The organism is Tsuneonella sp. HG094, assembly GCF_053819285.1.
Map to the genome: position 1 here is coordinate 2,644,129 of NZ_JBSORA010000001.1, position 25,272 is coordinate 2,669,400.

25 protein-coding genes are annotated in these 25,272 nt (G+C 67.1%); 6 read left to right on the forward strand and 19 right to left on the reverse strand.

Going from position 1 to position 25,272, the window contains the following annotated elements; translation table 11 throughout:
• Positions 1–2: 2 nt before the first annotated feature.
• The 4 genes from ACWPMX_RS13110 to ACWPMX_RS13125 form a co-directional block, all read right to left on the reverse strand.
• Entirely contained in the window at positions 3–1,223 is a 1,221-nt protein-coding gene (locus ACWPMX_RS13110; protein WP_455700440.1) for a hypothetical protein, read from the reverse strand.
• A gap of 28 nt (positions 1,224–1,251) precedes the next feature.
• Positions 1,252–3,435 (reverse strand): GumC family protein, encoded by a 2,184-nt coding sequence (locus tag ACWPMX_RS13115; RefSeq protein ID WP_455700441.1) that lies wholly within the window; start codon positions 3,433–3,435, stop codon positions 1,252–1,254.
• Between the two features lie 31 nt (positions 3,436–3,466).
• Positions 3,467–4,210, reverse strand: coding sequence for a polysaccharide biosynthesis/export family protein (locus ACWPMX_RS13120; RefSeq protein WP_455700442.1), 744 nt, complete (start codon positions 4,208–4,210; stop codon positions 3,467–3,469).
• Between the two features lie 72 nt (positions 4,211–4,282).
• Positions 4,283–5,821 (reverse strand): O-antigen ligase family protein, encoded by a 1,539-nt coding sequence (locus ACWPMX_RS13125; protein WP_455700443.1) that lies wholly within the window; start codon positions 5,819–5,821, stop codon positions 4,283–4,285.
• A 95-nt stretch (positions 5,822–5,916) separates the two neighbouring features.
• On the opposite strand from ACWPMX_RS13125, the gene ACWPMX_RS13130 reads away from it, so the two are divergent.
• Positions 5,917–7,188 (forward strand): nucleotide sugar dehydrogenase, encoded by a 1,272-nt coding sequence (locus ACWPMX_RS13130; RefSeq protein WP_455700444.1) that lies wholly within the window; start codon positions 5,917–5,919, stop codon positions 7,186–7,188.
• Positions 7,189–7,190: 2 nt separating this feature from the next.
• On the forward strand, positions 7,191–8,204 hold the full coding sequence (locus ACWPMX_RS13135; RefSeq protein WP_455700789.1) for an NAD-dependent epimerase/dehydratase family protein: 1,014 nt from the start codon (positions 7,191–7,193) through the stop codon (positions 8,202–8,204).
• On the opposite strand, the gene wecC is transcribed toward ACWPMX_RS13135, so the two are convergent.
• The 11 genes from wecC to ACWPMX_RS13190 form a co-directional block, all read right to left on the reverse strand.
• On the reverse strand, positions 8,201–9,502 hold the full coding sequence (gene wecC, locus ACWPMX_RS13140; protein WP_455700445.1) for a UDP-N-acetyl-D-mannosamine dehydrogenase: 1,302 nt from the start codon (positions 9,500–9,502) through the stop codon (positions 8,201–8,203). The genes ACWPMX_RS13135 and wecC overlap by 4 nt on opposite strands.
• A gap of 69 nt (positions 9,503–9,571) precedes the next feature.
• Positions 9,572–10,699 (reverse strand): non-hydrolyzing UDP-N-acetylglucosamine 2-epimerase, encoded by a 1,128-nt coding sequence (gene wecB, locus ACWPMX_RS13145; protein WP_455700446.1) that lies wholly within the window; start codon positions 10,697–10,699, stop codon positions 9,572–9,574.
• Between the two features lie 55 nt (positions 10,700–10,754).
• Positions 10,755–11,348 carry a hypothetical protein gene (locus ACWPMX_RS13150; protein ID WP_455700447.1) on the reverse strand — a complete coding sequence of 198 codons (594 nt, stop codon included), beginning with the start codon at positions 11,346–11,348 and terminating at the stop codon, positions 10,755–10,757.
• Between the two features lie 84 nt (positions 11,349–11,432).
• Positions 11,433–11,930 carry a demethoxyubiquinone hydroxylase family protein gene (locus tag ACWPMX_RS13155; protein WP_455700790.1) on the reverse strand — a complete coding sequence of 166 codons (498 nt, stop codon included), beginning with the start codon at positions 11,928–11,930 and terminating at the stop codon, positions 11,433–11,435.
• A 10-nt stretch (positions 11,931–11,940) separates the two neighbouring features.
• The gene (locus ACWPMX_RS13160) at positions 11,941–12,396 is read right to left on the reverse strand and encodes a disulfide bond formation protein B (RefSeq protein ID WP_455700448.1); all 456 of its coding nucleotides are present in this window, start codon (positions 12,394–12,396) and stop codon (positions 11,941–11,943) included.
• Positions 12,397–12,410: 14 nt separating this feature from the next.
• The gene (locus tag ACWPMX_RS13165; protein ID WP_455700449.1) at positions 12,411–13,763 is read right to left on the reverse strand and encodes a S41 family peptidase; all 1,353 of its coding nucleotides are present in this window, start codon (positions 13,761–13,763) and stop codon (positions 12,411–12,413) included.
• A 96-nt stretch (positions 13,764–13,859) separates the two neighbouring features.
• Positions 13,860–15,080 (reverse strand): murein hydrolase activator EnvC family protein, encoded by a 1,221-nt coding sequence (locus tag ACWPMX_RS13170; RefSeq protein ID WP_455700450.1) that lies wholly within the window; start codon positions 15,078–15,080, stop codon positions 13,860–13,862.
• 19 nt (positions 15,081–15,099) lie between these two features.
• A complete protein-coding gene (locus ACWPMX_RS13175; protein ID WP_455700791.1) occupies positions 15,100–15,522 on the reverse strand; it encodes a 23S rRNA (pseudouridine(1915)-N(3))-methyltransferase RlmH in 423 nt (140 codons plus the stop codon).
• Between the two features lies 1 nt (position 15,523).
• A complete protein-coding gene (rsfS, locus tag ACWPMX_RS13180; protein ID WP_455700451.1) occupies positions 15,524–15,904 on the reverse strand; it encodes a ribosome silencing factor in 381 nt (126 codons plus the stop codon).
• 419 nt (positions 15,905–16,323) lie between these two features.
• Complete coding sequence (locus tag ACWPMX_RS13185) at positions 16,324–16,950, reverse strand: nicotinate-nucleotide adenylyltransferase (RefSeq protein WP_455700792.1); 627 nt, start codon at positions 16,948–16,950, stop codon at positions 16,324–16,326.
• 27 nt (positions 16,951–16,977) lie between these two features.
• The gene (locus ACWPMX_RS13190; protein ID WP_455700452.1) at positions 16,978–18,249 is read right to left on the reverse strand and encodes a glutamate-5-semialdehyde dehydrogenase; all 1,272 of its coding nucleotides are present in this window, start codon (positions 18,247–18,249) and stop codon (positions 16,978–16,980) included.
• A 234-nt stretch (positions 18,250–18,483) separates the two neighbouring features.
• Between ACWPMX_RS13190 and ACWPMX_RS13195 the strand changes: the two genes are divergently transcribed.
• From ACWPMX_RS13195 to ACWPMX_RS13205, 3 genes are read left to right on the forward strand one after another with little or no spacing between them, the layout of a single operon-like run.
• On the forward strand, positions 18,484–19,644 hold the full coding sequence (locus ACWPMX_RS13195; RefSeq protein ID WP_455700453.1) for a M23 family metallopeptidase: 1,161 nt from the start codon (positions 18,484–18,486) through the stop codon (positions 19,642–19,644).
• A complete protein-coding gene (locus ACWPMX_RS13200; RefSeq protein WP_455700454.1) occupies positions 19,637–20,071 on the forward strand; it encodes a bactofilin family protein in 435 nt (144 codons plus the stop codon). The genes ACWPMX_RS13195 and ACWPMX_RS13200 overlap by 8 nt, the downstream gene beginning before the upstream one ends.
• A 40-nt stretch (positions 20,072–20,111) precedes the next feature.
• A complete protein-coding gene (locus ACWPMX_RS13205; RefSeq protein WP_455700455.1) occupies positions 20,112–21,113 on the forward strand; it encodes an NAD-dependent epimerase/dehydratase family protein in 1,002 nt (333 codons plus the stop codon).
• On the opposite strand, the gene ACWPMX_RS13210 is transcribed toward ACWPMX_RS13205, so the two are convergent.
• From ACWPMX_RS13210 to ACWPMX_RS13225, 4 genes are all read right to left on the reverse strand, one after another.
• Entirely contained in the window at positions 21,098–22,795 is a 1,698-nt protein-coding gene (locus ACWPMX_RS13210) for a long-chain-fatty-acid--CoA ligase (RefSeq protein WP_455700793.1), read from the reverse strand. The genes ACWPMX_RS13205 and ACWPMX_RS13210 overlap by 16 nt on opposite strands.
• Positions 22,796–22,848: 53 nt before the next feature.
• Positions 22,849–23,553, reverse strand: a complete 705-nt coding sequence (locus ACWPMX_RS13215; protein WP_455700456.1) for a DUF1013 domain-containing protein — start codon at positions 23,551–23,553, stop codon at positions 22,849–22,851.
• A gap of 99 nt (positions 23,554–23,652) precedes the next feature.
• Positions 23,653–23,808: a hypothetical protein gene (locus tag ACWPMX_RS13220; RefSeq protein ID WP_455700457.1), complete on the reverse strand. Its 156-nt coding sequence runs from the start codon at positions 23,806–23,808 to the stop codon at positions 23,653–23,655.
• A 130-nt stretch (positions 23,809–23,938) separates the two neighbouring features.
• Positions 23,939–24,925 carry an NAD(P)H-quinone oxidoreductase gene (locus ACWPMX_RS13225; protein WP_455700794.1) on the reverse strand — a complete coding sequence of 329 codons (987 nt, stop codon included), beginning with the start codon at positions 24,923–24,925 and terminating at the stop codon, positions 23,939–23,941.
• A 140-nt stretch (positions 24,926–25,065) separates the two neighbouring features.
• Between ACWPMX_RS13225 and ACWPMX_RS13230 the strand changes: the two genes are divergently transcribed.
• Complete coding sequence (locus ACWPMX_RS13230) at positions 25,066–25,269, forward strand: DUF1192 domain-containing protein (RefSeq protein ID WP_455700458.1); 204 nt, start codon at positions 25,066–25,068, stop codon at positions 25,267–25,269.
• Positions 25,270–25,272: the final 3 nt, after the last annotated feature.

A 25,272-nucleotide genomic window follows, 5' to 3' on the forward strand; every position in this document is an offset into this window, starting at 1 on the left:
TCTCAGCCGACCCGGCGGAGGTCGAAGTCCTCGATGACGAATTCCGATCCGCCCGCTCCGAGCTGGCTCGAAACGAACAGTTCGATCATCTGGGCTGGACAGCCCGTCGGGACGATTGGCCCGGATGACCCTGCGGCATCTGCGTCGATCCCGGCGACCGGGCCTTTCCATATGGTCGCTCCCGAGCCGCCGATGCATTTCATCTCGAACTGGGCGACCGCGTCTTTCCCGCCGTAAGCCGAAGTTCGTCGCTCGAAATGGCGATAAGTGCCCGGCGCCAGGAACAGGACACGGCGCAATGCAGGAGCGCGGTTGGTGCCTGCAGAGGCATAGACGGTCGCCTGCACCTTGCCGCCGCTACCAGCACGCAAGTCGGCACCGGCGGCGCCGTCACCAATCCCGCTCCACGCGAACCAGCCGATTGCCGCGTCGATCGTGGCGCGATTGAAGGCCACCGTTCGGGTGACATCCGGTTTCGATCCCTTCACGCGACCATACGTACGGCGGGCCAAGTCGATTTCGCCATCCTGCGCTAGGCTGGAGGCAAGCTCGGGACCCAATTTGCCATATACCGGAGCGGCAGAGCGCGGGTCGGCGCGAAGCAGCATTTCCGCGGTGATCTTTGGCCCGCCTTTCTCGTGCCGCATGACGTATTCGAGATACTCGGCCACCCAGGTGTTGCGAGTCTCAAGCAGCCGCGGCAGCGCGTTGCGTAGCTCGACATTTTGCAGTTGCGCAGAGATGATCGGAAAAACCTGCTCGCGTCCCTGGTCAACGGTCGTCAGCGCGGTATCGAGATGATCGAGCGCCGCGTCGGGTTTGCCAGCGCGGGCCGCGTATTGGGTCAGCAGGAGCTGCGTGAGCGGGTCACGGCGCGAAACATGGCCTGAAACTGTCGCGAGCGTTTCGGCCTTCGCCCCTTGCTTTGCCCCTTCGTAATAGAAAGCCAGCGCCCGCAAGGCGCCAGGATTCAGCGGATTGCGCAGGAGGGCGGCCTGCGCCTGGCCGACGATGCTTGAATCGCGAATGGCCTTTGGATCGGTCAGGGTTCGCGCAGTCCACAAGGCTATCCGGGCGTCATCGGAACCGAGCATCATCTCCGACATGATGGGATTGCGACGGTCGTAGATCGCCCTGCCAGCCTGCACGGCGGAAACTGCCGCCAGCACGAGCCCGCATACGACGGCGAAGATCAGTCGGGGAAGCTTCGTCCGATCGAACATTCGCAGGCGCAATACGATACCGGGGCGGTCAGTCTTCCGCCTGTTTGCCATAGCCGTAACCGTAGCCGTAGCCGTATCCATAGCCCGCAGTCCGCTCGTCGAGCTTGGTCACCACTGCGCCAAACACGCGGGCGTGCGCCTGGCGCAAGCGTGCGAGGGCAGAGCGCAGCCCTCGCACCGCGACGCCGTGCGATTCGATCACGAATGCGACGCCTTCCACCGACCGCGAGATCAGCGGCGCGTCGGCAAGGCCGAGCAGCGGCGGAGCGTCGATCACGATGTGGTCGTATGAGGGGCTGGCGAGCGCGATGAGTTCGGCGAGGCGATCGCTGCTGAACAGTTCGGCGGCGCTCGGGGGGGTCGGCCCGGTGCTGACCAGCGAGACTCCGCGGCTCGAGGTTTCCTGGACCAGGCTGCGCCAATCGTTTTCGCCCGACAGGAAGTTGCTCACACCGCGCTTGTTCTGCGCGTCAAGCAGCAGGTGGCACGACGGAGACCGCAGGTCGCAATCCAGCAGCAGGACGGAGCGACCGGTTCGGCCGATCGTGGTGGCAAGCGCGACGCTTGTCGTCGTCTTGCCTTCCTGCGCACGCGAACTGGTGACCATCATCGACTTCGGGAAGCCGTGCGCGGTCGAGAACGCCAGGTTCGAATAGACGCTGAAATACGCCTCCGAGAGTTCGGACTTGCCGTCCGCCAGCAGGTCCTTGGGTGCGTCGGTCGCAGATTGCGGCACGCTGCCGAGCAACGGTACCCCCAGTAAGCGGCCAACGGCACCGGGCTCGCGCAGACCTTCGTCGATCTGTTCGAGAGCGATGAGCACCAGGAAGGCAACGCCGAGACCGCCGATGAAGGCGAGCGCGAGGTTGACGAACGGGTTGGGGGCAGACGGCGCCCCGGGCACTTCTGCCCGATCGATCACCGAGATGTTGTTCACCGCAACACCCGCTACGCCGATTTCCTTGTAGCGCTGGAGCAGGCTGTCGTAGAGTTGACGGTTGGTGTCGGCCTCGCGGCGGAAGATATTGTATTGGATCGACGACGACTGCTGCTGGCTGAGTTGCCCCTTGAGCGCGGCGACACGGTCGCGCAGCGTCGCTTCGCGCGCCGCAGCTTCCCGATAAGCGGTCGAACGGGTGGAAGAGACGCGTCCCTCTTCGCGGGCGATCGCACTGTCGAGCGACTGGATCTGCTGCTGCACGGCACGTGCCGCGGGATAGCCGGGTTCGAACTGGACCATCATTTCGGCATAGCGTGCCGCAAGCTCGGCGCGGCGCTGGCGCAAGTTTGTAAGGCCGACGTTATTGACGCTTTCTTCCATCGGGCCGCGCTGGCCCACGCGGCTTTCGGCGGCGATACGGTCGGCGGTGGCCTGGGTGAGAGCGCTGTTGAGCGCTTCGAGGTCACTCGAAATGAGCGTTCGATCAACCATCGTGCGCCCATCGGGCGTTACGCTATTACCAAGCGAGACGATGTCGTTCGCCGCGGCATAGGCAACCGCACGGCGCTCGGACTCCTCGAGCTTCTGCGCCAGGTCCGCCAGTCGTCCTTCAAGGAACTTGCGCGCATCGGATGTCGACGCGAAACGGCGGTCGGTGCTCTGGGCGATAAATTCTTCGGCCCACTTGTTGGCAATCGTCGCCGATAAGTCCGGGTCGGCGCTGGTATAGCGGATATCGACCAACCGCGACCGGGTGATCGGCGCGATTTCGACCTTTTCGAGCAGAAGATCGATCACTTCGTCTTCTTGCTGGTCCCGCGACGCCCGGGTTTCGCTTGCGCTGGCACCCGACAGGAGACCCTGATCGGCGTCAACGCCATGCGCCGCGAAGAACGCCGGATTGTTCGCCAGGCGCAAACTGCGCGCCACGCGCTGGGCAAGCGACCGCGCTTCGAGGTTCGAATACTGCGTCTGGTAGAACTCCTCGTCGCGGGTGGCGTTGGTCGGCTCGATCCCCTCGACGTTGGTGATGTTCTGCTCTTCGCGACTGATTTCCAGCCGTGTAGTCGCGGTGTACTGCGGCGTCATCAGCAAGGTCGCCACCACGCCAAGCGCGAGTGCGGCAACGATGATCCCGATCACCACCCAGCGCCACCGCACCAGACGATGCCAGTACTGCAGCAGGATCGGCGCCTCCCGGTTCTGCTCATCGGGCAGCATCTGGTCTTCGAACGCCAGGTTGTCGTTATAGGCTGCGGTGATTTCGTTCATGATCTGCGATCCGTCCGCTTTTCGTCGCGGCTCAATTGTTGTTGGCCAGGGTGACGATCAGCGGCGCGAGCAGCGTCGGCGCAATACCGATGATGTCGCGGATCAGGCGCCGCTGGGCGCTGTCGCCGACAATGATCACATCGTTGGGGTAGATCGCCGGATCATCGTAGTTGCCGCGCTCGATCCCGCGGATGTCGAACAGTCCGGCCATCTTCTGTCCATTGACTTGCCGAAATACCAGCACCTCGTCGGTCTTGGCGAACTCGTCCAAGCCCTTTGCCCGCGCAACGGCGCGAACCAGCGTCATCTTGCCGATCAGGGGGAAGTTCCCCGGCTCACGCACTTGCCCGGCTACCGTGAAGGTCTGGCTGACTTGTTCCTTGAGATTCACCGAAACCCGCGGGTCGCGCACGTAATTGGCCCGCAGGCGATCGGCCAGGCGGGTTTCGAGTTCGGCCGGGGTAATCCCCAGGGCATCCACCGTGCCCACCAGCGGGAAGGCCACGCGACCCGCTCCGTCAACCCGAACTTCGCGCCGCTCCATCCCCTCGATGCCGAACACGCCGATGTCGAGCACATCGTAAGCGCCGATGCGGTAGGGCAGAGTGTCGCCAGTGAAGTCGCCTACGGTCGGCGCCGGCAGCTCACCCGAATTGACGACTTGGATCGAGGATGTCGGCCCAGACGCACCCTGCAAGGGACCGACCGGCCCACGCGACGCGCATGCCGACAACTGACTGGCGGCGATCAACACCGCAAGCAGGCGGAAAAACAACATGAAACTGTAACCCGTTCAAAGCATGCTTGAGATGCGGCGGCTAAAGTAAATGAACGCCGATTGCCAGCCCTAAGCGGGTGCCCCGGGCTTTTTCGCAAAGGCGCCGCGCCAAACCCACACCGCCGCCAGCCCCGCGAATGCCGAGATCGCCGGGGTGCGCAGCGGATAATCGACGATGCTGGCACCCGCAAGGATGGCGAGGACCACAAGTCCCGCGCGGCCCAGCTGCACCCCGGCGTCCGCGATGCGGGCGCGCAGGAACAGGCGGATCGCGGCGAACAGCGCGAATCCGGCTGCGACGGCCACGATGGCAAGTGCAGGGACACCTCCTGTCACCGCCCATTCTAGATAATCGAAATGGGCGTGATTCAAGTAAGTGGGGGCAAGGAACGATCGCGGCTCCGCCCGAAAGAATGCCTCAACGAACGTTCCGGCACCGGAACCGAAGGGGAGGTATTCCATCGCCAGACGGCTGACCGGACCCAGCGATGCCACGCGCATTTCGCCTAACTCTCCGGATTCGAGCAGGCGGCGCAGCGATTCCGCGCGCGACAGGAAAACTGTGACGCCGATCAACACGGTGGTCGCGACGCCGAACCCGGCATAGATCACGCGATTGTCGGCGAGAAGATTCTGCCAGCGATGCTGTTTGGGCTTTCGCGACTTGGCAGGCGCAGGCTCCTGTTTCCGGTAGACCAGCAAGGCCGCCAAGAGACCCACTATACCGAACGCGAGCCCCGCCCGCGAGCCGGTTATGAGCAGGACGGGAATGAGGGTGAGAGCAGCAGTAGCGGCTACGATCGTCCGGAAGCGGCGCTGGCCCGCATCAAGTGTGCGTCCGCTGGCGAAAACCGCCAACAGCGGAAACAGGCATCCCAGGAATACGGCCTGATGGTTGCGATTGGCGAAAAGCCCGTTTGCTGCACCCGCATTGTGCACGATGTACAGTTGGAACGCGCCAGACCCCCCGACCAGCTGGAGTGCGCCGAAGAGTACCGAAAGCAGGCCGATCGCCAGCACGACCTTGACCATTCGTGCGGATTGCCGCCCGTCCAGCCTTATCGCAAAGAGAACCACCGAAACCGGGACCATCAACGCGAAAAGCGCATTCCATGTACGCGGCGGCGCAATGGACAGCGGGCGCCAGACAGACCCCAGATCCGCGGCGCGATCAATATCGGCGATCAGTTCGCGTTGCGGCAGGGCCTGCCACACCGCCGGCGGCAGCGGCACGAGTTGCAGCCCGACAAGCGCCACGATTGCTCCGAGAATTGCGAGCAGCGAACGAAAAGGCCGCATGTCCGCGGCCGTCGTCTTGTATGCTGCAACGGCAAGCATTACTGCCGCGAGCGGGCGCAGGATCACAAGCGAGGTGATGTCGTCGCGCGCGCCGCCGCCCATCAGGAAGGTCGCCAGAATCCACAGCGCAAGCGCCCAGAATTTGCCCTCATCACGCGACCGTAATGTGTGGAAAAGCTTCAACCTGCGCCCTCGACCGCCCCCTTCGCGGGGAACAAATTCATCGCAAGCCGCGCGCCTTAGCAGATTGCCTGTGCGGCACAAGAAGGCCGTTTCCGGGCACGAGGCAATAGCCGGGCGCGAATGCAAGAATCGGCACATTCGCTAGGAAGGCTCGCGGTTGCGCCACTCCCCGGCCTCGCCTAGAGGCGCGCCAACCAAATCAGGCAATTGAAAGGCGTACGTTGGTTGCTTCGGGTCAAGCGGTAACGGTCATCGGTCTGGGCTATGTCGGGCTGCCCCTGGCGGTGGCACTGGCGCGCCATGTTCCGACCACGGGAATGGACGTGAGCGTGCAACGCATCGCCGAGCTGCGCGACGGCTTCGACCGAACGGGCGAGATAGACGGCGAGCGGCTCGCCGCGAGCACTCTCGCGCTGACCGACGATCCCGCCGCCTGCCCGCCGAGCGACTTCTACATCGTGACCGTTCCGACGCCAATCGACGCCGCGAACAGGCCGGACCTGTCGATCGTCGAGGCCGCCTCTCGCACCGTCGGCGCGATGCTGCCGGCGGCGGTCGCAGCGGGCAAGACGCCGGTGGTGGTCTACGAAAGCACCGTCTACCCCGGCGTGACCGAGGACTTGTGCGGACCGATCCTCGAGGCGGTCTCCGGGCTTCATTGCGGGGTCGACTTCATGCTCGGATACAGCCCCGAACGGATCAATCCGGGGGACCGCGAGCATACGGTCGACAAGATCACCAAGGTTGTCTCGGGCCAGGACGACGCGACGCTCGAGCGGGTCGCCGAACTCTACGGCGCGGTGACCACCGGGGGCGTGTTCCGCGCCGCCTCGATCAAGGCGGCCGAGGCGGCCAAGGTGATCGAAAACGCCCAGCGCGACATCAACATCGCCTTCATGAACGAGATCGCGCAAATCTTTTCCAAGATGGACATCTCGGTGTGGGATGTCCTCGCGGCGGCACGCACCAAGTGGAACTTCCTGCCCTTCTCGCCGGGCCTCGTTGGCGGTCATTGCATCGGCGTGGACCCCTATTATCTCTCGCATCGCGCCGAGGAACTCGGCCACGACCCGCGGGTGATTCTAGCCGGTCGAAGCACCAACGATGCGATGTCCGAATGGGTCGCCGATCGCCTGCACGAAACGCGCGGCGGCAAAGCCGGCCAGGCACTGGTACTCGGCCTGACCTTCAAGGAAGACGTGCCCGACCTCCGCAACAGCAAGGTCGCCGACCTGGTCGCGGCGCTCGCGCGGCGAGGTCATGCGGTAACCGTCCACGATCCGCACGCCGACAGTGAGGAAGCAGTCCACGAATACGGGATCGAACTGTCCCCGCAGGCACTGGAGAGCGGCTACGATCTCGTGCTGTTGGCGGTGTCACACATGGAATACCTCGCCATGGGAGCAGACAAGCTCCGGGAGCGAGTCCTGCCGGGCGGCACGCTCGCCGATCTCAAGGGCGTCCTCGGATGCGCGGCCGACTGGACGCTTTGACGATGCGTACGGTCCTCGTCACGGGAAGTGCCGGATTCATCGGCTACCACCTGTCGCAACTTTTGCTCGACGAAGGTTTTCGCGTCGTCGGTTTCGACGGGATGACCGACTACTACGACGTGCGGATCAAGGAGCGGCGGCACCAGATACTGCTGCAGAACCAGCACTTCACGGCGCACGTCGGGATGCTCGAGGACTTCAACGGCCTGCGCGACCTCATGGTGGCCGACAAGCCCGATGTGATCGTGCACCTCGCCGCGCAGGCAGGGGTGCGATACAGCCTCGAGAACCCGCGCGCCTATATCGACGCTAACATCGTTGGCACGTTCAACGTGATGGAATGCGCCCGCGAACTGGCGGTCGATCACCTGCTGATGGCGAGCACCAGCAGCGTCTACGGCGCGAACGAGGACATGCCGTTCGACGAGCTTGAGCGGGTCGAGACACAGATGACGCTGTACGCCGCGACCAAGAAGGCCGGCGAATCGATGGCGCACAGCTACGCTCACCTGTGGAACCTGCCGACGACGATGTTCCGCTTCTTTACGGTTTACGGGCCGTGGGGTCGGCCCGACATGGCGCTGTTCAAGTTCACCAAGGGCATCCTGAGCGGCGAAGCGATCGACATCTACAACAACGGCGAGATGTATCGGGACTTCACGTACGTCACCGACCTCGTCCGGGCCATCCGGTTGCTGGTCGACACGCCGCCGGTGCGGCCCGAGAGCAAGGACGCGATCGAGGACGGCGACAGCCTCAGCCCGGTCGCTCCGTTCCGCGTCGTCAACATCGGCAACAGCGACAAGGTCCGCCTGCTCGACTTTATCGAGGCCATCGAGGAAGAGTGCGGGGTCGAGGCGAAGCGCAATTACATGCCGATGCAGAAGGGCGACGTTCCGGCGACCTGGGCGAACGCCGAACTGCTGAAGCGGCTGACGGGCTATCGCCCCGCCACCGGCTATCGCGAAGGCATCAGGCGATTCGTCGCCTGGTACCGCGAATACTACGGGGTCTAGCTCGCCAACCGCAGCGGCGGCGGCGGTTCCTTGTTCGCAGATTCGGGCCAGATACCGCGCGTATCGTAAACCATCGCGCCGCTGCGCTCTTCGAGCGGGACGACGCGGAACAGGTCGTGGTCGACCAGCACGATCAGCACCCCGCAGGTCTCCAGCGCGGTGTCGAGATCGACCAGTGTCGCGCCCGTGTCGGTGAACTCGACCGGCAACCGGGCGGCGTAAGGCTCGACCACCCGTACGCGATCGCCGAACTGGCGGGCGAGGTTCGCTGCAACGTAGCGCGCCGGGCTCTCGCGGAAGTCGTCGATGTTGGCCTTGAACGCGAGGCCGAGGCAGGCAACCGGCACATGCGGGTTCGCCTCGACCAGCGCGGCGGCCTTGGCGAGGACGTGGTGCATCTTGGCGTCGTTGACTTCGCGCGCGGTGCGGATGACGCGCGATTCCTCGGGTGCACCGTGGACGATGAACCACGGATCGACCGCGATGCAGTGCCCGCCCACGCCGGGTCCGGGCTGGAGGATGTTCACCCGCGGGTGCCGGTTGGCGAGGCGAATCACCTCCCACACGTCGAGGCCCATGCGGTCGGCGATCATGCTGAGTTCGTTGGCGAAGGCGATGTTCACGTCGCGGTAGGCATTCTCGACCAGCTTCGTCATCTCGGCGCTGCGGGCATCGGTGGTGACGCAAGTGCCGCGCACGAAGAGCTTGTAGAACGCCAGCGCCTTGCGCGCGCAGCGCGGGGTGATCCCGCCGATCGAACGGTCGTTGTGGGTCAGTTCCTCAAGGATCCGACCCGGTAGCACCCGCTCGGGGCAGTAGGCGATGGAGACGTCGGGTGTCCCGGCGCTCAGGCCGGGCATGGCGAGGTCGGGTCGCAGCGCAGCGAGCCGGTCGCGCAGCGCCTCGGTCGTGCCGACCGGCGAGGTCGATTCGAGGATGACGCAATCACCCTTCTTGAGCACTGCGGCGAGGCTGGTCGCAGCGGCGATCACGTAGGAGATGTCGGGCGTGTGGTTGCCGTCCTTCTCGAACGGGGTCGGCACCGCGATCACGAACACGTCGGCAGGCGCGATCTCGGTCGCGGCACACAGCATCCCGCGCTGGACGACGCCGTGGACGAGGCCGTCGAGGTCGACCTCCTCGATATGGATTTCGCCGCGGTTGATCGTGTCGACAACGGCCTGCGACACATCGACTCCGGTCACGCGGCAATTGGCGCGGGCGATGATCGCCGCTGTCGGCAGGCCGATGTAGCCGAGCCCGATGACGCACACTTCCGGATTGGTATCGCCGCGCATTGTTGATCCCGCGAATTGCATTGCGGGTCCGCACTACGGCGGAGCGGTAAACATAGCGGTAACGCTGTCTCAGCGAGCGGCAGCAAGGACCTCGACGATGCGTGCAGCCGAATGGCCGTCGCCGAACGGATTATGCGCGCGGGCCATTGCCGAATAGGCGTCGGCATCGTCGAGCAGGCGCGTGGCCTCGGCGACGATGCGGTCGGGATCGGTGCCGACGAGGCGCGCGGTGCCCGCCTCGACCCCCTCGGGCCGCTCGGTCGTCTCGCGCATCACGAGCACCGGCTTGCCCAGCGCGGGCGCCTCTTCCTGCACGCCGCCGCTGTCGGTCAGCATCAGGGTCGAGATATCGATCAGGCGCGCGAAGTGGGGATAGTCGAGCGGCTCGATCAGCGCGACGTCGTCGAGGCCAGCCAGCCGCTCGTTCATCACCGCGCGCACGTTCGGGTTGAGGTGAACGGGGAAGATCACGGCCACGTCGTCGCGCGCGGCGAGGCGCACGACGGCCTCTGCGATGCCTTCCATCCCGCCGCCGAAGTTTTCGCGGCGGTGGCTGGTCATCCCGATGATGCGCTTGCCCTGGAACCGCGCCTCGAGGTCGGCGAGACCGGCGGCGAGCTGCGGCTCGCGCTCGATCTTCGCGGTGACCCAGCGGAGCGCGTCGATCACCGTGTTGCCGGTGACGTGGATGGTGGCCGGGTCAATCGCCTCGCGGTGCAAAGCGGCGGCGGCGGTCTCGGTGGGGGAAAAGTGCAGCGCGGCGAAGCTGCCGACGATCTTTCGGTTCACTTCCTCCGGCCACGGGTGGTGGATGTTGCCAGAGCGCAGTCCTGCCTCGACATGGGCGACGGGAATCTTGCGGTAGTAGGCCGCCAGCGCGCCCGCCATCGCGGTCGCGGTATCGCCCTGCACCACCACCCAGTCGGGTCGCTCGGCATCGAGCACCCGGCCGATCCCGGTGAGGAGGTTGGCGGTCAGCGTGTCGAGCGTCTGGTCGGGCTGCATGAGGTCGAGATCGTGGTGCGGCACCACACCCGCGATCTCCAGCACCTGGTCGAGCATCCCGCGGTGCTGGCCCGACACGCAAACCCGCCCGTCGAACCGCGCGTCGGCGGCGAAGGCATGGACGAGCGGGAACATCTTGATCGCCTCCGGCCGGGTGCCGAAGACGGTGAGGACCTTGAGCGGGCGTGTCATGCCGGCCGCATTAACCACGAAACGTTAAGGGCAGGCTATCCCGAGATGTGCGCGGTCACTTCGGCCCCTGCATGATCGGCGCGGCATCGCCCGGAGGCGTAGCGGGCGCGGTCGTGGGCGCCTCGCCCGGCAGCGGTGCGCTCCGTTCGCGCTCGAGCCGCTCCATGTATTGCTTCTCGAGCTCCTCGACCCGCGCCTGCTGTTCGGCGGCATCGGTGTCGATGGTCGACAGACGCTCGGCCCGCGCGGCGGAGATCAGTTCCGAAAAGCGCACGTCCGCACTCTCGCGCTTGTCCGCATAGAACGCGTTTATGAGCTGCTGGGTGCACCCGGTGAAGCCGCCCGCGCCAGCCGTCGAGCACGACATCGTACCCGACTTGCCGACGAGGTCGAGCCGCTCGACCCGACGAGCCCAGGCCATGTTGGCCGGGTCGTCGCTAAAGCGCAGCGCCTCTGGAATGCGGTAGCGGTCGTTCTCGGGCAGGCGGGCGACGACGAGGATCTCGTCACTGGAGGCCTGCGGCGCGGCGTCCTCGCCATAGACGATGACCATGCGGACCTTGTCGCCGCCGGTGTCCTGGGCGGCGGCGGGCACCGCGAACGCGGAGGCTGTTGCGGCGAGCAGCGGCAGGGCGAAACGGCGGATCATCGGTCGTATCCTTTTTATGCGGCCCGAAGGAGCCACAACGGCAGTGAATGCCTTATGAAGCGCACGGGCGCCGGGCAAGGTTCCTCAGATGCGCTCTGCAAGGCGGATCGCAATGCGGCAGCCGAGCCGGATCGCACCCGACAGCAGCGGATAACCGGGGGCGCGTTCAGCCCCGGCCGCCAGCGCCGCTTCGCGGTGCGCGCGCTCGTCGTCGCGGAACTCGGCGATCATCGCCGACAGCTCGGGATCTTTGCCGTCCTTCTCCAGCGCATCGAGCTGCGCCGAGTAATGCCGGTCGATCTCCTCCTCAACCGCGGCGGTGCAGGCCATCGCAGCTTCGGGCCCCATGAGCGCGGTCGCCGCGCCGAGCGCGTAACCCGCCGAGTGCCAGAACGGCTGCAAGGCCGTGGGGCGGACCCCGCGCGCCGCCATCAGCGCGTCGAACGCCTCGCGGTGGCGGCGCTCCTGCTCGGCCATCGCGGCGATCTCGCCCGCGTGCGGCGCACGGTCGCCCATGACCGCAAGCTGTCCGGCATAGATCCGCTGCGCGCCGTATTCACCCGCCTGGTCGACGCGGATCATGCGCGCTGTGTCAGGCACCGCGGCGCTTTCCGAGGAGCACGAAAACCGCCAGCCCGCCGACGGTCGAGATCAGGAAGTTCCACCCCGCGAGCGAAATCCCGAAGAGGCTCCACTGGACCTCGTCGCAGCGCACCAGCGGCGCGTTCATGATCGCTTCGAGCGGATCGCCCCCGCCCGACGATACCGTGGCGCAAGTCGTCAGCCCTTCCCACCAGCCGTATTCGACCCCGGCGTGGAACGCCCCGATCGCGCCCGATACCAGAATCGCGACCGCAGCAAGGGCGATCCACACCCGTTTGGGCGCGACGACGAACGACAGCAGCGCGAGGCCGACGGCAGCGAAGTGCGGATAGCGCTGCCACCAGCACATCTCGCACGGATGGAGCCCGAACCCGTATTCGGACACGTAGGCTCCGGCGAGCAGCAGTGCGGGCACGGCCAACGCGAGCCGCTGGGCGCGCTTCATCGAGGAGCCTCGCATCAGTTGCGGCGCGCCACCGCACTCGGCGACGTGCGGCGGAGCGTGTCGAGCGCGTAAGTCAGCTGGAAGTCCTCCACCCCCTTGGCCTTGAGCTGTTCGGCGGTGAGCTGGAAGCGCGGATCGTCCTTGCGATCGCGCTCCATGTCCTCGTCCTTCAGCGCCGCCTCGTTGACGAGGTGACCGCGCAAGTCCGATTCGCGCAGGCGGAACTTCTCGCGCTTGGCGAGGTCAGGATCGCTGAGCTGCGGCACCATGATGTCGGGCTTGATCCCGCCTTCCTGCACCGAATGGCCCGACGGCGTGTAATAGCGCGCGGTCGTCAGTTTGAGCGCGGCGGTGCGGCCTAGCGGCAGCAGCGTCTGCACGCTGCCCTTGCCGAAGCTGCGGTCGCCCATGACCACGGCGCGGCGCTGGTCCTGCAGCGCGCCCGCGACGATTTCGGATGCCGAGGCGCTGCCCGCGTCGATCAGTACGATCACCGGCACGCCCTTGGCCATGTCGCCCTTGAACACGCTTTCGGCTTCATACTGCAGCGATTCGCCCCGCGCGCGGCCGCGCTGGGAGACGATCTGGCCCTTTTCGAGGAACAGGTCGCTGAGCGCCACCGCCTCGTCGAGCGAGCCGCCGGGGTTCTGGCGCAGGTCGAGCACCAACCCGTTCACCCGGCCCGAAGACTCGCGCTTGATCGCGTTCCAAGCGGCGAACACGTCCGAGCCGACGTCGCGGCTGAACTCGTTGACCGAGATGTAGCCGATGTTGCCCGCTTCGAGCTTGTGCGTGACGGGTTCGAGCTCGATCACGCCGCGCGTCACGGTCACGTCGAACGGCTCTTCGCGACCGCTGCGGAAGATCGTCAGGCGGATGCTCGAGCCCGAGGGGCCGCGCATCTTGGCGACCGCGTCGTCGAGCTCGCCGCCATAGACCAACTGGCCATCGAGGTGGGTGATGAAGTCGCCCGCCTTGATGCCCACCTTGTCCGCCGGGCTGCCCTTGAACGGGCTGACGACCTTGACCGCGCCGTCTTCCATCACGACCGACAGGCCGAGCCCGGAGTAGTTGCCGTCGATCATCGTCTCGAGCCGCTGGAGATCGCCGCCGTCGAGATAGGCGGAGTGCGGATCGAGGCTGGCGAGCATCCCGTCGATCGCGCCGCGGATCAGCTTGTCGTCCTCGACCGGCTCGACATAGCTCGCCTTGATCCGCTGGTAGACCGCGAACAGCTTGGCGAACTCGGGCGAGGCCTGGCTGTCGACCTGCGCAAGGCCGGCGGTGGTCGCCGGGATCAGCGCGATCGCGCTGACCAGCGCGGCCGAGCGCACCAGGGCGGAAAGGCGGGTGGAGACAAGCTTCATCGCGAAAATTCCTGTGGCAGTAGGCGCCCTGTGTATCGCGCGCGGGGGGTTAACGCCAGATGAGGCAAAGACGGCGGTACGGTGAGCCGAAGCCGCTCATCGAACGAACTCGGCGGGGTTCACCGGGGTTCCGTCCTTGCGCAACTCGAATCCGACGAGCGGCCGACCGGCATCGGCGACCCCCAACGGCGCACCACGCACGAGCGTTTCTCCGACCGCTACTTCGACCCGCGCGAGGCCGGTCACGAGGCTGGTGAACCCGCCCGCGTGATCGACGATCACGATCCGCCCGAAACCGCTGAACGGGCCCGCGAAGGCGACCCGCCCGGGCGCCGGGGCGACGACCTGCGCCCCGCTCGCAGGTGCGAAACGGATGCCCTTGCTTAGCAATCCGGCCTCGTCCGGCGCGCCGAACCCAGCAACCGTCCGACCGGTGACGGGCACCTGGAAATCGGGTGCGCGAACTGTCGGCGCAGGCGGTGTTGTCTCGGCTGTGAGCACAACGCTCGCATCAGGACGCGCCGGGCGCAGCAGCGGCCCCGGCAGCGTGGCGAGCGTCTCGCGCAGCGTGCCCGCAGCATCGAGCCTCCCGACCAGCGTATCGAGATCGCGCACCTCCTCCGACAAAGCGAGCGCGCGTTCCGCCTCGCGTGCGGCCTCGCCGCCAACGCGGCGAGCGTCGAGCCGCTGCTTCGTTTCCAATGCGGCGAGTCGGTTGCGCCGCTGGGCGAGCTTGCCCTCGCTGTCGCGCAGCGCGCCGAGCGCCGATCGCGATTCGCGCTCGATCGCTTCGGCCCGTTCCAGTTCGCCGCGTAGCGAGGCGGTGCGGCGGCGGACTTCGGGTAGCGTGGTGTCCAGGATGGCGCGCAGGTACACCGTTTCGCGAAGCGACCCCGGCCGCAGCACCGCGAGCGCGAGCGGGCGGCGCGCGAGCTTCTGCAGGCCCGCGGTCAGTTTGACGAGCGGTTCGCGCCGGACTGCAAGGCGCCGTTCGAGCGCCTGCCGTTCGCCGCTCGCGAGCGACATGCGGGCGCGCGCAGCGGCGATCCGGGCTTCCGATTCCTGGATGCGGGCGGCGACCGCGGCGGCTTCGCGCGCAGTCTTCTCGCTGGCTTCGCGGGTTGCGCGCGCCGCGCCCTCCAGCTGCCCTGCGCGCACTGCAGCGGCGCGGGCCTGGTCGCGCGCCTGCGCAAGCGCGCTGCGCGTTTCGCCGACGTTGCTGTACCCACCGCCGAGCTGCCCCGTGGCCGAGCTTGCGCCCAGCCAAAGCGCGGCGGCGGCCGTCAGCAGCGCGGTCAGGGCAAGCGCGGTTCGCATCGGACCCCCTCTAACCCGATCAGCCGCTACGATGGTAGGGGTGTCCGGCGACGATGGTCGTCGCGCGATAGAGCTGTTCCATCAGCATGGCACGGGCGAGCAGGTGGGGCCACGTCATCGCGCCCATCGCCAGCAGGAGGTCGGCGGCCGCGCGTTCCTCATCCGAATGCCCGTCCGCCGCGCCGAGCACGAACCGCGTCTCGCGCACGCCCTCGTCGCGCCACCGGCCGAGAATCGCGGCGAATGCCTCGGACGAGAGGGTTTTGCCGCGTTCGTCGAGCAGGACGGTGCGCGTCGGAGTGAGCGCATCGGGCACGCGCCCGCCGGTCTCGGGCAGCTCGGTCAGCCTGATCGGCCAGGTAATGCGCTTCTCGTATCGCGCGACCAGCTCAGCCTCGGGCGAGCGGGCGATCTTACCACGGGCAATGACGTGGAGCTGGATGTTACGCGGTTCCGGTCGAGGGCAGTTTCTCGTCGCCGAAGCCCCACATGCGCTCCAGGTTGTAGAAGCTGCGCACTTCGGGGCGGAACAGATGGACGACGACGTCGCCGGCATCGATCAGCACCCAGTCGGCGGCGGGCAGCCCTTCGACGCGGGCGGAGCCGAAGCCTTCGGCCTTGACCTTTTCGGCGAGCTTCTGGGCCATCGACGCGACCTGGCGCGTCGAGCGGCCCGAAGCGATCACCATGTGATCGGCGATCGAGCTTTTCCCGGCGAGCGGGATCGAGACGATTTCCTGCGCCTGGTCGTCGTCGAGCTGCGCCATGACCAGCGCATGGAGCCGGTCGGCGGGCTTGTCGGACGTATTATCGGACTGGGGCATGCCGGATCCGGTTGAGCCGGCCGCGGCCGGCGAGGGTTGCGCCTGATGCATAGGCGGTGAGCGAGCTCCTGAGAGATGTTGCGAACGGCACGGAGGCTACAACGCGCATCATCCCTGCAGGGTTTCCCCCGCAAGGATGGATCGGCCGGGATCAGCACGATGGAGAGTGGCGGCCGGCCAGCGGACGAACCGGCAACGGGCCGGCATGGATCGACAATCGAACCGCGTCAGCACTTGGGCCGAGGCACTCCGTACGCCCGCTTCGTTGGTGATACCGCGCGGCGGGAACGGGCCTCCCCGACGGCGGACCGATACCTGCGAGCGGCACCGGCAACCCGCAGCATACCGTTCATTGCTATGCGCCGCAACGCCGATCGGACCCACGCCCGATTCGGGGCGGCGATGGTGACATTCCTGCCTCAATCCACGCGGCGGCGCGTTACATCGTCGCGCACCTGCGCGCGAGCGAACCGGTCGGCCCAGTGCGGATTTGCCTTGCGCAACGCCGTCGCGGAAATGGGATCGGGATCGAAGCGGACCCACGCCATCGCGGGCAGCGCCAAGCCGCTGCGACCAAGCGCTCGGGGCGACACGCGGTGCCGCCCGAGCAGCGCCATCGCAGGGCTGGCGAACGCCCTCGCCTCGAAGCCGGGGCGCGCGAAGACCGCGATCGGCACCAGCCGGGCTATCGTGCGCCAGTCCTTCCAGCGGTGGAACTGGGCAAGATTGTCCGCCCCCATGATCCAGACGAAGCGCCGCTTGGGATAGCGCCGGATCAGCGCCTTGAGCGTATCCACGGTGTATCGCGTGCCCAGGTCGCCCTCAATCGCCGTCACCCGGATCGGCGCACGGCGCGCGGCCAGATTCGCCGAGGCGACCCGGGCGCGCAGCGGCGCCATCCCCGCCTGCGGCTTCAACGGATTGCCCGGCGAAACCAGCCACCAGACCTCGTCGAGGCCGATGCGGTCGATGGCCGCGAGGCTGATCTGCCGGTGACCGCGATGCGCGGGATTGAAACTGCCCCCGAGGAGGCCGGTGACGATCATGCCGGACAAAACGGCGTTCGTCCGCCCTCAGCCGCGCACCTGGCCGGTGCCGCGCACCAGCCACTTGTAGGTCGTCAAGCCTTCGAGCGCGACGGGCCCGCGTGCATGGAGCCGTCCGGTCGCGATACCGATCTCGGCACCCAGCCCGAATTCGCCCCCGTCGGCGAATTGCGACGAGGCGTTGTGCATCACGATCGCCGAATCGACTTCGGCGAGGAAGCGCGCCGCTACGCCTTCTTCGTCGGTCACGATCGCGTCGGTGTGCTGCGAGCCGTGCGCGGCGATGTGCGCCATCGCTTCGTCCGGCCCGTCGACCACCGCGACCGAGACGATCGCGTCGAGGTATTCGGTGTTCCAGTCGTCGGCCGTTGCCGGAGCGACCCGCGGGTCGACCGCCTGCGCGCGCGCGTCGCCGCGCACCTCGCAACCCGCTTCGATCAGCGAACCAAGCAGCGCGGGCGTATCGGGATAGGCGGCGTCGATCAGCAGCGTCTCCATCGACCCGCAGATACCGGTGCGGCGCATCTTGGCATCGATCACGATCGCACGTGCCTTGGCCGGATCGGCGGCGGCGTGGACGTAGGTGTGATTGATCCCGTCGAGATGCGCGAGCACCGGGACGCGGGCATCGGCCTGCACGCGCGCGACCAGCCCTTTGCCCCCGCGCGGGACGATCATGTCGATCAGTCCAGCCGCCGCGAGCATCGCGCCCACCGCCGCACGGTCCTGCGTCGGCATGAGCTGGACCGCCTCGGCCGGCACGCCCGCACTCTCGAGACCGCGCACCATCGCTGCGTGGATCGCGCGGTTCGAGTGGACCGCCTCGCTTCCCCCGCGCAGCAGCACCGCATTGCCCGCCCGCACGCACAGCGCGGCGGCATCGGCGGTCACGTTGGGACGGCTTTCGTAGATGATCCCGATCAGCCCGATCGGTATGCGCACGCGTTCGAGCACGAGGCCGTTGGGCCGTTCGTCGCGCGAGATGACCGCGCCGGTGGGATCCGGCAGTGCCGCGACCGCATCGACGGCATCGGCGATCCCACGCAGACGCTCTTCGTCGAGCCGAAGCCGGTCGAGCATGGCGGACGATAGTCCGGCCGCGGCTCCCGCGGCGACATCGAGCGCATTGGCGGCAAGGATCGCCGCGGACTCGGACCGCAGGGCGTCCGCCGCCGCCGCAAGCCCCTCGGCGCGCGCTTCGCTCGACAGCGCGCCGAGCGTGCGCTGCGCGGTCCGCCCTGCCCGGGCGAGCGCTGCGACCATCGCGGTCGTATCGGAGGGGGCATCGTCGAGCGCCATGAGTGCCGCTCTACCACTCGCTCGCCGCAAGACCAGCGAGGAAAACTGCGGGCCGGCAAACCCCTGACGCGCTTCTATGTTCCCGCGTTGATTCGAATATTTCCACCGTTTGGAACGTTTCATCCCGCGACTCGCTCGACTCGCCCCGAGTCCGCCCGAGTCGATTCGACCTCTCACATAACAACTGTTAGCCGCCTGCCGGGATAAGAACGGGACATAGGGGTCGTACCTCACATGAACGCAGTCGCTGGCGGTTGGCTCAATCGCCTGCGCACCTGGTTTCCGGACCGCGAGTTTTTCATGCGGTCGCAGGGACAGGTTCGCTTTATCAAACTCACCAGCAGGTTCCAGATGATCGTCGCGGGCGCGGTGCTCACCGCGCTCGTCGCGTGGGGCCTGTCGATGGCCGTCATGGGCTGGCTGCAGTACCGCGCCGCCGCCGACCGGCTGTCGCTGCTCGAGCGCGAGGCGCAGGTCGCCAGCTCCGAAGAGCGCGTCGGCGCCTACCGCAAGAACATCGGCGCGATCGCCGCCGATCTCGAACGGCGCCAGGACTTCATCGACGAAGCGACCGAGTCGCTTCCGGCGGACATCGTCGCGGGCGATACCGTGAGCGATTCGACGACCGAAGCCGGCAAGACCATCGACAAGGTCAGCGCGATGATCCCCGAGGCGGCCGCGCTCGCCCGGATCGAGGCGCGCCAGCTTGCCTTCGTCGAAAAGCTCACCCGTTACGCCGACCGCCGGTCGGAACGCAGCGCCGCCGCGATCCGCAAGCTGGGCCTCGATCCCAGGGCGATGGTCCGCTCGGCCAGCCGCGCCGCGATGGGTGGTCCCCTGGTCAAGCTCGCGACCAATCGCGACGGTTCGATCGACCCGCGCTTCGAGCGGCTCGGTCTCAGCCTCGCGCGCATGGAAGCGCTCGACCGCAGCCTCGCCGGCATCCCGCAGTACCGCCCCGCCGCGGTCGAGATGCTGACCTCGAGCTATGGCTTCCGCCGCGATCCGTTCACCGGCGAATCGGCGATGCACTCGGGCCTCGATTTCCGCGGTCCGGTGGGCGCGGCGATCTACGCAGCCGCCAAGGGCCGGGTCAGCTACGTCGGCCAGAAGAGCGGTTACGGCAACGTGGTCGAGATCAGCCACGGCAACGGGCTCGTCACCCGTTATGCCCACATGTCCAAGTTCCATTCGCGCGTGGGGCAAGAGGTCGCCGTCGGCGACGTCATCGGCGCGATCGGATCGACCGGCCGTTCGACCGGTCCGCACCTCCACTTCGAGGTGCGCGTCAACGACCGCGCGGTGAACCCGCGCCCCTTCCTGGAGGCAGCCCCCCATGTTCTCAAAGAAGCCCGACGAGTACAGCCCGACGCCCGTGAGCCCGCCCGTGGCTAGGCCGAGCGCGAGCAGCGGCTCGACCTTCTCGATCATCGGTAGCGACGTCGTCATCCGTGGCGACATCGAGGCGACCGTGGACCTGCACATCGACGGCCGGATCGAAGGCGACATCAAGTGCGCCAGCATCGTCCAGGGCGAAGGCAGCCACATCGAGGGTGCGGTCGAGGCGGAAACCGCCCGGCTCGCCGGTAGCGTCAGCGGATCGATCACCGCGCGCGAGCTGGTCGTGCTGCGCACGGCGCGGATCAGCGGCGATGTCCATTACGACGCGCTGACGATCGAACAGGGTGCGGCGGTCGAGGGTCGCTTCGCCCACCGCGTCGCTGGCCGCAGTGCCGCTCCCGCGGCCAAGGCTTCTGGCGCACCTGCCGCTGCAACGCCCCCGTCGGACGACAGCGAGCCGAAGCTGACGCTCGCCAGCTAATCGTTGAATCTGGCCGCGCGCGGCCCTACCCCGCGCGGCCATGAGAATACTCGTCACCGGAGCAGCCGGGTTCATCGGATCGGCAGTCAGCGAAGCACTGGTCGCGCGCGGCGATGCCGTGCTCGGGATCGACAATCTCAACGACTACTATCCGGTCTCGCTCAAGCACGACAGGCTCGCCCGCGTCGCCTCGGCGCCGGGCGGCGAGCGGTTCGCGTTCAAGCAGGTCGATATTGCCGACGCAGAGTCGCTCGACGCGGCGCTAGCGGGCGAACAATTCGATGCGATCGTCCACCTCGCCGCGCAGGCGGGTGTCCGCTATTCGATCGACAACCCGATGGCCTATGCCCGGGCGAACATGGTCGGCCACCTCGCCATGCTGGAAGTCGGGCGGGCACGCGGCACGCGGCACATGGTCTATGCCAGTTCGAGCTCGGTCTACGGCGGGAACGCCAAGCTGCCGTTCTCGGTCGCCGACCGCAGCGACCACCCGGTTTCGCTTTATGCCGCCAGCAAGCGCGCCGACGAGCTGATGAGCGAAAGCTACGCCCACCTGTTCCGCCTGCCGCTCACCGGCCTGCGCTTCTTCACCGTCTACGGCCCGTGGGGCCGGCCCGACATGATGCTGTGGAACTTCACCAACCGGATCCTGTCGGGACAGAGCCTGCCGGTGTTCAACGACGGCGACATGTACCGCGACTTCACCTTCATCGACGACATCGTCGGCGGGGTGATCGCGTGCCTCGACCGGCCGCCGGCCGATGACGGTGCGGAGAAGGCGGGCGGCAGCCGCGGGCCCCACGCGCTCTACAACATCGGCAACAACCGGTCGGAGCACCTGATGAAGGTCATCGATCTGCTCGAAGCCGAATGCGGCCGCAAGGCGACGCTCGAAATGCTGCCGATGCAGCCGGGCGACGTCCACAAGACCTACGCCGACATCGACGCGCTGACCGAAGCGACCGGCTATCGCCCGTCGACTCCGATCGAGGTCGGCGTACCCGCCTTCGTGCGCTGGTACCGCGACTACACCGGGGCCTGATCGGCCATCACTTCGGCCCGCAGGGCCTTGCGGTCGAGCTTGCCGATCATCGTCTTGGGCAGGTTCAGGCGCACGTCGACCCCGCTCACTCGCTCATGCTTGCCGACGCGCGCGTTGAGCCACTCGGCGAGCTCCGCGCCCGTGGCGGGCACGCCATCGTCGATAGTCACGAATGCGCGCGGCATCTCGCCAAGGTAGGCGTCGGGAAGGCCGAGGACGAGTGCCTCCTTGACCGCGGGATGTTCGAGCAGGACCGCTTCGACCTGGCTCGGAAAGACCTTGAAGCCGCCGACCGCGATCATGTCCTTGATCCGGTCGACGATCGCGATGAAGCCGTCGGCGTCGATCTCGGCCACGTCGCCGGTACGCAGCCAGCGGGTGCCGTCCGCCTCGACGAACGCATCGGCCGCCGCATCGGGCCGGTTCCAGTAGCCATGCATGACCTGCGGCCCGGCGACCACCAATTCGCCCGGCTCTCCCGCCGGAGCGGCGCGGGTCGCGTCCTCCTTGTCGAGCAGGCGCACGCGGGTGTGCGGCAGGACCTGGCCGATCGTACCCGACCGCCGCTCCCCCTCGTAGGGATTGGTCGAGACCACGCCGCTCGATTCGGTGAGGCCGTAGCCTTCGACCAGCCGCGATCCCGTCCGCCGTTCCCACTCGTCGCGCACCGGCGCCGGCAGCGGTGCCCCGCCCGAGATGCAGACCCGCAACGATGAGAAGTCGGTTCTCGCGAGTTGCGGATGGTCGAGCAGCGCCTGGTACATCGTCGGTACGCCGGGGAAGGCGGTTGCTCGCACCCGCTGGAGCGTTTTCAGCGCCTGCTTTGCGTCGAACCGCGGCAGCATCGCGATCGTCCCCTTGTTGGCGACGGTGCGATTGAGCACGCAGGTGTTGGCGAACACGTGGAACAGCGGCAGCACGCCCAGGATCACGTCGCGCTCGCCCTGCCGTGGATCGATCGCCTCGACCTGCAGCGCGTTGGTCGCGAGGTTGGCGTGGCTCAGCATCGCGCCCTTCGGCCGCCCGGTGGTGCCGCCGGTGTATTGCAGCAGCGCGAGGTCGGCGCGGGCGACCGGCGGCAGTGCGACATCGGGCCGCGCCAGCATGTGCTCCCATCGCACGACGTTGGCGCGCGCCGGGATCGTGGCCAGCGCCTTGCGCCCGAGTATCGCCAGCGCGATCCGCTTGGTCCACGGCAGCATTGCCCCAAGGCTGCCGACCACCAGCGTTTCAAGGTTCGAGCCGTCGAGCACCTTCAACGCGGTCGGCAGCAGGCTCGCCACATCGACCGTCACCAACAGTCGCGCGCCGGAATCGGCAACCTGCGCCTCGAGTTCCGCGGCGGTGTAGAGCGGCGAGAAATTGACCACCACCGCGCCTGCCATCATCGCGCCGTAGTAGGCCGAAAGGTAGATCGGCACGTTGGGCAGGAACAGCCCAACGCGGTCGCCCTTGCCGATGCCGCGCGCGCCGAGGCCCGCAGCCACGCGGCGCGCCTCGTCCAGCACATCGGCATAGGAAAATCCGCGCCCCATGAAATCGATCGCGCACGCACCGGGCGCGTCGCGGGCGGCGCGTTCGAGCAGGCCGGGCACGGTCAGTTCGGGTAGCGGCACATCCCAAGCGCAGGGGTGCGCGTATTGTACGGGCGAGGGATGATCGGGCGCGCTACTGACATCCATGTAAAAAGGATGGGCCAAGCGCGCCCGCTTGGCAAGTTATGCCAATGGAAACGTCAGCCCTCGCTGGCTTCCTCGGCGCGCTTGGCTTCGAGCCAGGCGGCGGCTTCGGCTTCCTGGCTGGCTTCGACCGCCGCCTTCGCCGCCGCATCGCGCTCGGCGCGCAGCTCGGTGATCAGCGCGTCGCGGTCGGTGCCGAAACGCGCGTCGCGGGCGACGGAATCTTCCTCGATTCCCGCCTTCTTGGCGGCCTTGGCGACCATCGCATCGAGCTCGCGCTGCGAGCACAGGCCCAGCGTGACCGGGTCCTTCGGGTTGATATTCTGGATGTTCCAGTGGCTGCGCTCGCGGATCGCGGTGATCGTGTTGCGAGTGGTGCCGATCAGCTTGCCGATCTGCGCATCCGACACCTCGGGGTGGTTGCGCAGGATCCAGGCGATGCCGTCGGGCTTGTCCTGCCGCTTCGACACCGGTGTGTAGCGCGGACCCTTGGTGCGGCTGACCGCGACCGGCGCCTTGTGCATCCTGAGCGAATAGGTCGAGTCGGCCTGACCCTTCTCGATCTCCTCGTTGGTCAGTTCGCCCGCGTGCACCGGATCGCGGCCGGTGTACTTGGCACCGGCGAGATCGTCGGCCATCGCCTGCACTTCGAGGATGTGAAGGCCGCAGAATTCCGCGATCTGTTCGAACGAGAGTGCGGTGTTGTCGACCAGCCAGGTGGCGGTCGCGTGCGGCATGAGCGGCTTGGGTTGGTCGGCCATGATCGGGTCCTGAAAATAGAAGGGCCGCCCCTCGCGGGGCGGCCGTGTGGCACCGATCTAGGCCATAGGGGGCGGGAGAGCAAGGCCTCCCGGCTTCGCTCAGGCAGCGGAGGGCAGGCTTTCTCGAGCCGAGCGCCAGATCCGGCGGCCACCCACGAGGTTGATCACCACCCGAGCGGCAGTTGCGGGGCGCGGCATCCGCGCGATGATTCCGGGGTTGTTGCCGACGAACCCGGCTTCCCAATCCTGCAGCATCGTCCCTGTCCTTCGCCTGCCTCGGTCATGCAGACGATAGGGCAAAGATGCGAAATCCGTGCGACGGTTCGGGGTCGTTTGCGCGTCAGTGTGACGGAACCGTGTCAATCGGTCGCCGGGATCGACACCATCAGGATGCGGCGACTTCCAGCACGATCTTGCCGACGAGGTCGCCGCTTTCCATCAGCGCGTGCGCCGCGCCGACTTCGGCGAGCGGGAACGTGCTGTGCATGACCGGGCGCACCGTCCCATCGGCGACGAGTGGCCAGGCGGTGCGGTGGATCTCGTCCGCCAGCAGCGCCTTGAAATCGTCGGTGCGCGGGCGGAGCGTCGAGCCGGTCAGCGTCAGCCGCTTGCGCATGACCAGCGCCATGTTGATCTCGGCCTTCATCCCGCCGAGCACCGCGATGGTCACGTGGCGGCCGTCCTCGGCCAGGCACTCGAGATTGCGCGCCACGTAATCGCCCGAAACCATGTCGAGCACCACGTTGACGCCCTTGTCCTGCGTGAACGCCTTCACTTCGGCGACGAAGTCCTGCGTCTTGTAATCGATCGCGAGATCGGCGCCGAGATCGCGCATCACCGCGCACTTGTCCGCGCTGCCGGCGGTAGCGATCACGATCAGGCCGAATGCCTTGGCGAGCATGATCGTCATCGTGCCGATCCCGCTGGTGCCGCCGTGGACGAGGATCGTCTCTCCCTCCATGGCCCAGGCGCGCTCGAACACGTTGTGCCAGACGGTGAACAGCGTTTCGGGCAGCGCGGCGGCCTCGGCCAGCGAGAGTCCCTCCGGGATGTGCAGGCAGTGCCGTGCATCGGTGAGGCAGTATTCGGCATAGCCCCCGCCCGGCGTGAGCGCGCAGACCTCGTGGTTGAGGAGTTCGGGTTCGACACCCTTGCCGATCGCGACCACGGTACCTGCCACCTCGAGTCCGCAGATCGGCGAAGCGCCCGGCGGCGGCGGATAGAAGCCCTGCCGCTGGATCACGTCGGGCCGATTGACCCCGGCATAGGCGACCCGGATCAGCACCTGGCCCGGCCCGGGCTGCGGTACGGGAATTGTCTCGGGACGAAAGACATCCGGCTTGCCGGGCGCATCGTAACCCATCGCGGTCATGGTTTCGGGAATGGCCTTGGCCAACGTCACGCCCCTTGCTTACCCCTGTTGCGCGATTGCGACAGCGCAACGCAACGCGCCGGGGACTAGCGGGACGGGCCATTGACAGCAAGCGGGCGAGCGCGCGATGCTGCGCTGCAATGGACGACCTTGACCGTCCCCGGCCGAAAGGCGACGCGGCGAGCCTCCTCGCGAAGGAGGACCTTTCCCCCTATTCGCAGGACGAGCTGCAGGAGCGGATCGCGCTGCTCGAGGCCGAAATCGTCCGCGTGGAAAAGCATCGCCTCACCGCCGCGGCGCATCGCAGCGCCGCCGACGCCTTGTTCGGGAAGCCATCCAGTTGACGC

Coding starts and splice junctions, on each gene's coding strand:
- ACWPMX_RS13110 (WP_455700440.1), bottom strand. CDS start 1,223: ATGTTCGATCGGACGAAGCTTCCCCGACTGATCTTCGCCGTCGTATGC.
- ACWPMX_RS13115 (WP_455700441.1), bottom strand. CDS start 3,435: ATGAACGAAATCACCGCAGCCTATAACGACAACCTGGCGTTCGAAGAC.
- ACWPMX_RS13135 (WP_455700789.1), top strand. CDS start 7,191: ATGCGTACGGTCCTCGTCACGGGAAGTGCCGGATTCATCGGCTACCAC.
- wecC (WP_455700445.1), bottom strand. CDS start 9,502: ATGCGCGGCGATACCAATCCGGAAGTGTGCGTCATCGGGCTCGGCTAC.
- wecB (WP_455700446.1), bottom strand. CDS start 10,699: ATGACACGCCCGCTCAAGGTCCTCACCGTCTTCGGCACCCGGCCGGAG.
- ACWPMX_RS13150 (WP_455700447.1), bottom strand. CDS start 11,348: ATGATCCGCCGTTTCGCCCTGCCGCTGCTCGCCGCAACAGCCTCCGCG.
- ACWPMX_RS13155 (WP_455700790.1), bottom strand. CDS start 11,930: ATGATCCGCGTCGACCAGGCGGGTGAATACGGCGCGCAGCGGATCTAT.
- ACWPMX_RS13160 (WP_455700448.1), bottom strand. CDS start 12,396: ATGAAGCGCGCCCAGCGGCTCGCGTTGGCCGTGCCCGCACTGCTGCTC.
- ACWPMX_RS13165 (WP_455700449.1), bottom strand. CDS start 13,763: ATGAAGCTTGTCTCCACCCGCCTTTCCGCCCTGGTGCGCTCGGCCGCG.
- ACWPMX_RS13170 (WP_455700450.1), bottom strand. CDS start 15,080: ATGCGAACCGCGCTTGCCCTGACCGCGCTGCTGACGGCCGCCGCCGCG.
- rsfS (WP_455700451.1), bottom strand. CDS start 15,904: ATGCCCCAGTCCGATAATACGTCCGACAAGCCCGCCGACCGGCTCCAT.
- ACWPMX_RS13185 (WP_455700792.1), bottom strand. CDS start 16,950: ATGATCGTCACCGGCCTCCTCGGGGGCAGTTTCAATCCCGCGCATCGC.
- ACWPMX_RS13190 (WP_455700452.1), bottom strand. CDS start 18,249: ATGGCGCTCGACGATGCCCCCTCCGATACGACCGCGATGGTCGCAGCG.
- ACWPMX_RS13195 (WP_455700453.1), top strand. CDS start 18,484: ATGAACGCAGTCGCTGGCGGTTGGCTCAATCGCCTGCGCACCTGGTTT.
- ACWPMX_RS13205 (WP_455700455.1), top strand. CDS start 20,112: ATGAGAATACTCGTCACCGGAGCAGCCGGGTTCATCGGATCGGCAGTC.
- ACWPMX_RS13210 (WP_455700793.1), bottom strand. CDS start 22,795: ATGGATGTCAGTAGCGCGCCCGATCATCCCTCGCCCGTACAATACGCG.
- ACWPMX_RS13215 (WP_455700456.1), bottom strand. CDS start 23,553: ATGGCCGACCAACCCAAGCCGCTCATGCCGCACGCGACCGCCACCTGG.
- ACWPMX_RS13220 (WP_455700457.1), bottom strand. CDS start 23,808: ATGCTGCAGGATTGGGAAGCCGGGTTCGTCGGCAACAACCCCGGAATC.
- ACWPMX_RS13225 (WP_455700794.1), bottom strand. CDS start 24,925: ATGACCGCGATGGGTTACGATGCGCCCGGCAAGCCGGATGTCTTTCGT.
- ACWPMX_RS13230 (WP_455700458.1), top strand. CDS start 25,066: ATGGACGACCTTGACCGTCCCCGGCCGAAAGGCGACGCGGCGAGCCTC.